This is a genomic window from Deltaproteobacteria bacterium (genome assembly GCA_018668695.1).
GTDB lineage: Bacteria > Myxococcota > XYA12-FULL-58-9 > XYA12-FULL-58-9 > JABJBS01 > JABJBS01.
In genome coordinates this window covers 1-8,179 of sequence record JABJBS010000034.1, presented here as the reverse complement: position 1 = coordinate 8,179, position 8,179 = coordinate 1, and the positions used below count along the sequence as shown (strand labels likewise).

At 48.4% G+C, this 8,179-nt stretch carries 7 protein-coding genes; 5 read left to right on the top strand and 2 right to left on the bottom strand.

Translation table 11 applies throughout. From position 1 onward, the window contains the following. The 4 genes from HOK28_01560 to HOK28_01545 form a co-directional block, all read left to right on the top strand. Positions 1-1,604, top strand: a 1,604-nt coding sequence (locus HOK28_01560; GenBank protein MBT6431746.1) for a hypothetical protein, incomplete at its 5' end; no start/stop codon positions are given. A gap of 80 nt (positions 1,605-1,684) precedes the next feature. Then, positions 1,685-2,848, top strand: a complete 1,164-nt coding sequence (locus tag HOK28_01555; GenBank protein MBT6431745.1) for a response regulator — start codon at positions 1,685-1,687, stop codon at positions 2,846-2,848. After that, complete coding sequence (locus HOK28_01550) at positions 2,811-4,877, top strand: hypothetical protein (GenBank protein ID MBT6431744.1); 2,067 nt, start codon at positions 2,811-2,813, stop codon at positions 4,875-4,877. Before HOK28_01555 ends, HOK28_01550 begins: the two co-directional genes overlap by 38 nt. A 260-nt stretch (positions 4,878-5,137) precedes the next feature. After that, positions 5,138-6,298, top strand: coding sequence for a response regulator (locus HOK28_01545; protein ID MBT6431743.1), 1,161 nt, complete (start codon positions 5,138-5,140; stop codon positions 6,296-6,298). Positions 6,299-6,305: 7 nt separating this feature from the next. Here HOK28_01545 and HOK28_01540 read toward each other — a convergent pair whose 3' ends face one another. Both HOK28_01540 and HOK28_01535 read right to left on the bottom strand, forming a co-directional pair. Then, on the bottom strand, positions 6,306-6,956 hold the full coding sequence (locus HOK28_01540) for a lysoplasmalogenase (protein ID MBT6431742.1): 651 nt from the start codon (positions 6,954-6,956) through the stop codon (positions 6,306-6,308). Next, a complete protein-coding gene (locus HOK28_01535) occupies positions 6,956-7,888 on the bottom strand; it encodes a histone deacetylase (GenBank protein MBT6431741.1) in 933 nt (310 codons plus the stop codon). The genes HOK28_01540 and HOK28_01535 overlap by 1 nt, the downstream gene beginning before the upstream one ends. A 165-nt stretch (positions 7,889-8,053) precedes the next feature. On the opposite strand from HOK28_01535, the gene HOK28_01530 reads away from it, so the two are divergent. Further along, positions 8,054-8,179 (top strand): monothiol glutaredoxin, Grx4 family (locus tag HOK28_01530; protein MBT6431740.1); only part of this gene is annotated, 126 nt, incomplete at its 3' end.

The following is an 8,179-nucleotide window of genomic DNA, read 5'->3' as shown; positions in this document are numbered from 1 at the left end:
GAATGGCTGAAATCGACCCTGAAACATTGAAAGTTGTTCGTGTGGTAACCCGAACCGATGGCTTGGTGGATAATGAAGTCTGGTGGCTGCAGTCGGTCTACGTGGGCAGTACGGGGGCAGTTTATTATGGAACCCCTAAAGGTCTTTCGATTTATCGTCCTTCAGAGCACCGTCGTAATACACGGCTGCCAAAGCCAGTGTTTCGATATTCGGATTTAAATCTCCTGCCCAACGGGACCAATGAAATCAAGATAGGCTATTCGGCTCTAAGTTACTCTGAGGAGCAAGATGTTCGTTATAAATACCGAATCCTTGGTTACGACGATAAGTGGAGTGAGCCCACCAAAGAGTTCTCCCAGAAGTTTATGAACTTACCGGCGACCTTAATCGAGCACGAGTATCAATTTGAACTCTTAGCCTCAAATAATGATGGGCTCTGGTCTGCCGAACCTATTCGCTGGAGTTTTACGATTAAACCGCCTTGGTGGCTGCGTTGGTGGTTTTGGCTCGGTACGGTTGTTATTCTGATTATTACGGTCATGACGATTTATCGACAACGCGTCCGGCGCTTGGGAGAGCGTGCTCGTGAACTCAAAGAATTTGCTGATGCCTTACAGAGAGCGGTCGATAACCTGGATGAAGAGCTAGAGGAGCGTAAGCAGGTTGAGGGTAAACTCAATGAAGTGCGAATGAAGATGTTTAGTGCAGAGAAAGCTGCAGAACATGCACAAGAGCGCCGTACTATGGCCTTAAACGAACTGAAAAGTGCGAAGGAGACTTTGATACAAGCGGAAAAGCTCTCCTCTCTTGGGCAGATGGTGGCAAGTATTAGTCACGAAATAGCCAATCCCGTTTGGTTAGTAGGTGCGACAGCCCAGGAACTCAATTCCCAGATCGGAGATCTAGAGAGCTTTTTAGGGGCGCTATTTGACGAAAGTGAAGAAGCACAGAGAGTTGCTGCTAACGTTCGCAACCGGATCGAGAATATGCGTTCTGCGCTTGAGAATAGTTTCACTGCTTCGGGAAGGCTTACAGATATCACTCAGGCTTTGAGAACACAGAGCCGTTTTGACCGCAGTCCTACCTCTGATGTTGTTCTGAACGAGATAGCCAGAGAGTCTTTGGTGATCACGGGAGGCAAAACCAAGCGTCACCTGCTCACTAAGGAGCTGGGTGAGCTGCCCTTGATAACTTGTTTCCGCAGTCATATCGGGCAAGTCCTAACCAACTTGTTTGCCAATGCGGCCGATGCTCTCGATGAGCAAGTCGAAGTAGAACGAGCTCAAGGGAGAATTTTTAAGGGCCAGATTAAGGTTCAGTCTTATGTTGCCGAGCGAGATGGTGTGGCCGGTGTATGTGTGGCTGTTTCGGACAATGGAGCAGGTGTGGAGGAGGTACTTCGCGAACAAGTTTTTGAAGCCTTTTTCACCACGAAACCGTCAGGGGTTGGAACAGGGCTTGGGCTTTCTGTATGCGCAACCATTGTAGCCGACCACGGCGGTATCATCCGTGTAGAAAATGATGAGGAGCTTGGTGGGGCGCGATTTGTGATGTGGCTTCCTGTCATGATGATTCAAGAAACCGAAGACAGTGGCGACGCATAGAGTGCCATAAAACGAGCGAGTAACGATTGAGGGTGACCACTATGATGGGTCACCGATGAAGAGAGTAAAGGGGCCTGAAAATGTTTAATTGGGACGCAGCGGCGAAGCAGTTATCTCAAGAGGAGGACACGGTTGATGGCGAGCGTGAACTCATTCTCATCGTTGATGATGAGGAAACAAACCGAGCGCTTTTAAAAGGCATCCTTGGCCAAGACTTTGACGTGATTACCGCCTGTGATGGTGAGGAAGCCCTCGAGAAATCATCTTACGACGGTGTGTGTGCAATTGTTTGCGATCACAGAATGCCGGGTATGACAGGTGTTGAGTTCTTCAGCGAGTTGGAGAAAAGAGGTCACTCTGCGACACGGATTATTCTTACGGGTTACGCAGAACTTCAAAGTATTATCAGCGCCATCAATCAAGCAGGGATTTTTCGTTATCTGACGAAGCCAGTTGAGACCGACACACTACGCTCAACCGTCCGTGAGGCAGTGCATCAATACCAGATTCGACAAGAAAATGGGCGTCTGATCTCGCTGGTGAAAACGCTGGTGGAAGAAAAATCTGAGCTCATTAAGGAAATGGAAGTCGAGGGTATCGACACATCAAGTTTGGCTGACAACGCACCCGAGATGGCAATGGACGAACCGCGTAAGGTAAGTCTTGCGGTGATGTTTTGCGATATCTGTGGTTTGGCTGAACTTACCGAGACTCTTTCTGCGACACGTTTGGTCGGTACCTTGAGAACAATTTTTTCTCGTATTCATGAAATCATTTACGAGCATGGAGGCATCGTCGATAAACACTTAGGCGATGGCTTAATGGCAGTTTTTGGCCTCAACACTGCAAAATCACCATCCACCGTGATTAAAGCGGTAGAGGCTATTGTAAAGGAATTTCCAAGTATCCTCGAAAGTGTTGAGGGCGATGACTTTAAAGAACTCAAGCTTTCACTCGGTGCCGCATCGGGTGAGGTTGTTTTAGGAATGTTGGGTACAGAGCGTCGAAGTGAACTTGCTATCATTGGTCAACCAGCCAACCGAGCGGCGCGACTTCAGGAGCTGCCAAAGCTTGCCCTTCAAGACGGGCTGGGTCGAGAGACCTTTGGTGAGTTTGAATGCGCGATGGGGCTGGTCGACGTAAACCTGATTGAAGAAGGAGAAAGCTGTAGTTTGGTACAGCTTAATGGTCTTCAGGTTCGGGACTTTGGAGAAATTACTGAGTTGGCTCTCGTCAAAGTATAGCCCCGCACCGCCTTGGCTTGTGGGTATTGGAATTCTACTGCTTTGTGCATGTGGTTTAGGTGCGGCTGAGGCCGACGGGGAACCTTTTGAGAAGCAACGAGAAATCTTGCAGTCTCAAGTGAGGTGGTCTCTGAGCGCGGAAGGTGGCTGGACCCTCGACGAGGCTCGGATTGCAGCCGGTTTAGGGCAGCTTGACCGTGAACTGGCACCCTCGGGTTTGTTTCTTGAAAAGCAGACTGAAATCTGGTTTCAAATTCCCAGTACCGTAAACCTTAGCGGTAGCTGGTTGCTTCATTCTGAGCAGCCAGGTGTTAGAGATTTCGTCTTGCACCACCGCCTCTTAGATGGAAGTTGGAAAACTCAGGTTTCCGGTGAGAGTATCCCGTGGGATAAGCGTACGTTGCGTTATGGGCGTAATACTCTACCACTGCCTGTAGGGGTTGAGGTGAGCTTGTTGAAGGTTTCCTCAAATTCGAGAGTCGCAGCCGAGCTCCAAATCCTAGAGCCTGAGAACCTACTGATTGAAAGGCGAGCTCACAATTTACTGCTGAGCTTTACGTTTGCTTGGACGTTGTTGATTACGTTGGGGCTGCTTTTAACCAGAGTCGTGTTGCGAGTAAAATATCTCCTTTGGTTATCTCTTGGTTCGTTTTGCTATGCGGCATCACTTCTTACCTTTGAGGGTATAGGTGCCGAGTTTTTATGGCCGAATGGGTCATATTCGTCTGTGCGCTTGATATATCTGCTTGGCTGTATCGCCACCGGCGCCCAATGGTCTTTTGTCTGTGCTCGTGTCTTTAAGCGTGGGGAGCCGGGTGGTGGAGGCTGGGTCGGAGCAGAGACGATTGCGTTTGGCCTCTCTTTAGCGGTGGTAGCTCTCTCGCCGCTTGATTGGGCCGGTTTTTTTTGGCTGGGGGCCACGCTGGTTGGCAGTGTTTTAATGGCAGGGCTTATTAAGGCTGGGGATTTAGACCGAGGTGAGTGCGGGATCATCAACACTTCGAATTTGATCATGCTGATATCTACCTGTGTTTTGGTATTGGAACTTGTTGGTGTGTATCGAATTGGTTCTGGTGCATATGCTGCGCTTTGGGGGCTCATTGGTTTGGTCCCTACAATTTGGCTTTGCGGAGTGGGGCACTCGTATCACAAGCTTAAGATCGAGCATGCGGATGCACGCCTTGCTTCACAGGGTTTTGAGAATCAGTTACAAGAAGCCTTTGAATCTCGGCTGCAGATTTTTTCCAGCATCGCTCACCATCTCAACAACCCTTTGAATTATATCCTCTTGGGCATGACGAAGGCGCGCGAGGAAGTTTCTTATATCCAGCGCAAGGTAATTACTCTTTTTGAGCACGCTGACCAAACAGATGAAGCACAGAGTATTCTGCTTCAATTTGAAGAAGCCTTCGAACGCTGCGAGGGAGTATTTGATGACGCATCATTCGGAGTGCAACGCGCGGCGCACGTGGTTGATGAAATGAGAGGGTTGTCCTGTATCGATGGTGAGACTGCGGAGCTGATTCCCCTTCTGGATATCTTGGATAGTATGAAGGGGCGTGTGGTCGATGACCTCGGTAAGAAAATAGTTGAACCGGTTACACTAAGAGAAAACTTAGGCCAGGCTGGTGACTTCGGAGTTTACGGCAATCCGTATTTAATTATTCACGCGATAAAGAATATTGTGAACAATGGTTATCTCTTTGCCAGAAGATCTTCACAATCCGTCCCTGAGCTTGTGATTGATGTAGATACAAAATGCAAAGAAGGTTTTGTTCGCATTTTAATTTCCAACAATGGACCACCTATCAGTACTGAACACGAGGCTCACATTTTCCGTATGGGTTTTTCTTCTTATGGGCGCCGCGGAACAGGTCTGAATGTTACTCAAAGTATCTTGAGAGAAGGCGGAGCGGGAGTCTCATTGGAAGATAGTGGACGTAGCTCTGGGTGGGTGCGGTTTAGTGTGGTGCTGCCGTTATCAGCGGATGTAGAGCGATCTCCTACCTCGTCGTCGTACAGAGGCTAAATCCTCGAGTTTCTCTATTAAAGCCTAAGAATAGCGCGATTTTATCGGAACCTTCGTAATTGTAGATATGCGGGTTGGATCATGCCCAAATTGACGAGTGTTGTATGGAAGTGTCGTTGAGCATTGAAAAAAGGTCTCGTAATCCGTCCTGTATTACGAGTAAAATGAGATTAAGCGGGCAGCAGGAAAGGCTCGTGTAGAAATGTTTGAACCAATAAAACGCTGGGGTAGCGCGGGGGCAAACATGGAACAGAGTATCAATGTTTAATTGGGATGCAGCAAATCAGCAGCTAGGGAGCGTTGCCAGTGAGCAGGAGGCTAAAGAGTCCATCCTGGTCGTTGATGATGAAGAGGCAAATCGGAATTTGCTTCGCGGAATACTCTCCCGAGATTACGATGTCATTTTGGCGCGAGATGCTAATGATGCGCTTCGGCAAGCTTCTGAGAATGAAGCAATCTCTGCTATCGTTTGTGATCACAGAATGCCGGGAATGACCGGCGTAGAGTTTTTCTGTGAGCTTCATAAACAACAACATACGGCTACGAGAATTATCCTGACCGGTTATGCTGAGTTGCAAAGTATTATCAATGCAATCAACAACGCTGGTGTTTATCGCTACCTTACCAAACCAGTAGAAGCTCAGTTACTTCGTAATACGGTTACAGAAGCCGTAGGCAATTTTCGAATGCGCGAAGACAACAAGCGTTTGGTGGGGATGGTTAAGGGACTGCTTGAGGATAAAGACGAACTTTATCGAGTGCTGGAGAAATCGGGTAAAGATATCTCCGGGCGCAGAAGCAGCGATTCTTTAGACTTTGGTGAAGCTCGCAAAATAGAACTTGCGGTCATGTTTGTTGATATCCGTGGGTTCACCCGTTTTAGCGCCAGCACGCCAGCAAGCCGCGTGATTAGAACCTTACAGGCAATCTTTAAGCGAATTCATACGATTATCTATGAAGCAGGTGGCTTGGTCGATAAGCACCTGGGCGATGGCCTGATGGCTGTCTTTGGCTTAAGTGGTAGCGGCGGTCGGCAAGCCGGTGTGCAGGCTTGTAGAAGAATCGTTGAGGCCTTTCCAAGACTTCTCGAAGGTGTGAATGGGGCAGAGTTTCGTGGCCTTAAGATTTCGGTTGGCTTGGCCGCAGGAGAAGTCGTTCTTGGAATGATTGGAACGCGTCACCGCAGCGAGCTTGCTATTATTGGCGAGCCCGCGAATTTTGCGAATCGCCTCCAAGAGTTCTCCAAGGTAGCTCTGGTAAGTCAAAGAGGCCGAGATGTTTTGGGGGAATTTCAGTCGGCGATGGGTATTGTTGATCCAGAGTTGGTTGAGGGAATTCAAGGTTTTAAAACCGTTGAATTGAACGGCCTTCAGGTTCGTGACTTCGGCGACGTTACACGCTTGGCTCTGATTTCTAAGTAAATCTCATTTACGTGTTCACTTGAATGACATTAATTGCAGTTGTTGATGCGATCACGATCTGAGACCCAAAATAAAGCGGCGTTCCCCATAGCTTATTCAATAGATTCGAAGAAACAAATCTCTCTCGAGCCACGGCTATATCGGAAAACATAAAACCGATAGCACCAATCGCCACCCAAGGTGCGTCATGTTTAACGGCGCAGCCAACTGCTAAAATGACCATGACTGTAATCGCTGCGATGTACGCGGGTACGGCTTTTTGCATCAAACTGTCCAGATGGGGCCAAAGCCATCGCAATATAAATCCCGAGAGTATGAGCATGGGCACAGTGACTATGAGGGCAGAGTTTACGTCGAACCCTGCCTGCCCAAAGGCAATGGCGAATGCGATGTGACCGAGTAGAAACGAACCGATACCCAATAAAAAAATAATTTTCGACTTGGGGATTAAGAGGACGTCACCGCCTAAACAAAGAAAGAGCCCGATGAGAATCGTGACTCCATATGGCGTTGAAGTTGCTCCTGCACCAAGTGCGACGACGATGAAGCCAAGAGCGGCCAACGTCTTGAAGATCCAAATACCTATTTGGTTTTGCTTGTACTCACTCATTAGAAAGAACAAACATCCAAAAGCGGTAAGCAGTGAGCCTGTAATCATCATGAACTCCTAGAAGCAAAGTTTGCCGACTGGAATTTGAACTGGTGGAGAGCGCAATTTACGGTAGCCACATGAATGTCTACAATATCACTGATATCTTTTGCGTAGCCACCCGACATGGTGATGACCAACGGAATCTTTTGACTTTCACACCAAGAGAAGACCCGGTGGTCACGCTCTTGGAGCCCTTTTTTACTAACACCGAGTCTTCCAAAGCGATCTCCCTCGTAGGGATCTGCTCCAGCTAGGTAGAACACAATATCGGGGTCAAATCGGGCATCAATGGTCTGGAGCGCATTCTCTAGAGAGTCTAAGTAATCACTGTCACCGGTACCATCGGCAAGGGCAACGTCGAGATCACTGACTTGTTTTCGGTAAGGGAAATTTCGGGCACCGTGAATCGAAAAGGTAAAAATCGAGGCAGTGTCTTGTGTCATCGCTGCAGTACCGTTGCCTTGATGGACATCACAATCGATGACCAAAATCTGAGCATTGGGGTGCTGATGTTGGATTTGACGGGCCGCGACGACCACATCGTTAAACACGCAAAAGCCTTCACCTCGGTCTGCAAACCCGTGGTGCGTGCCACCGGCGAGATTGATTCCGAGCCCATGCTTTATTGCTGCCGAAGTCGCTTCCAAAGTAGCGCCGACAGATCGCCGGGAGCGCTCGACCATAGCATCAGACCACGGGAAACCGATACGACGTGTCTCTTTGGCTGTAAGTTGCCCCTCTAGGACGCGTTGGACGTAATGTGGGTCGTGGGCCTGGGAGAGTTCTTGCCGGGTTGCTCGTCGAGGAATTTTCAAGTCCGAAGGGTTAATAACCTGCTGTTCTAGTAGGGTTTCGCGCACTCGGCAGTATTTCTCCATTGGGAATTTATGGCCATCGGGTAGTGGTAGAACGAATGTATCCGTATAAAAAACTCGCAAAATCGCTCCTCCTCTAGCACTCTAATACCAAAATTATGGCAATACTTAAAGCGAGTCTAAAAGCACTATAATCGCGTTTTCTGGCTTTGCACGGGGGTATTGTTGGGTTAATACACCTAGCATATCGTGATGAAACGATAATGAATCAGTGTTTGGAGTACTGCTATGACCATGCAAGATGAAACCCACAACCGTATTTCTGAAGTCATCAAGGCCCAAGAGGTTGTTTTGTTTATGAAGGGTACACCTGTGATGCCCCAGTGTGGTTTTTCGGCCACTGTGATTCAGATT

Coding starts and splice junctions, on each gene's coding strand:
- HOK28_01555 (MBT6431745.1), top strand. CDS start 1,685: ATGTTTAATTGGGACGCAGCGGCGAAGCAGTTATCTCAAGAGGAGGAC.
- HOK28_01545 (MBT6431743.1), top strand. CDS start 5,138: ATGTTTAATTGGGATGCAGCAAATCAGCAGCTAGGGAGCGTTGCCAGT.
- HOK28_01540 (MBT6431742.1), bottom strand. CDS start 6,956: ATGATTACAGGCTCACTGCTTACCGCTTTTGGATGTTTGTTCTTTCTA.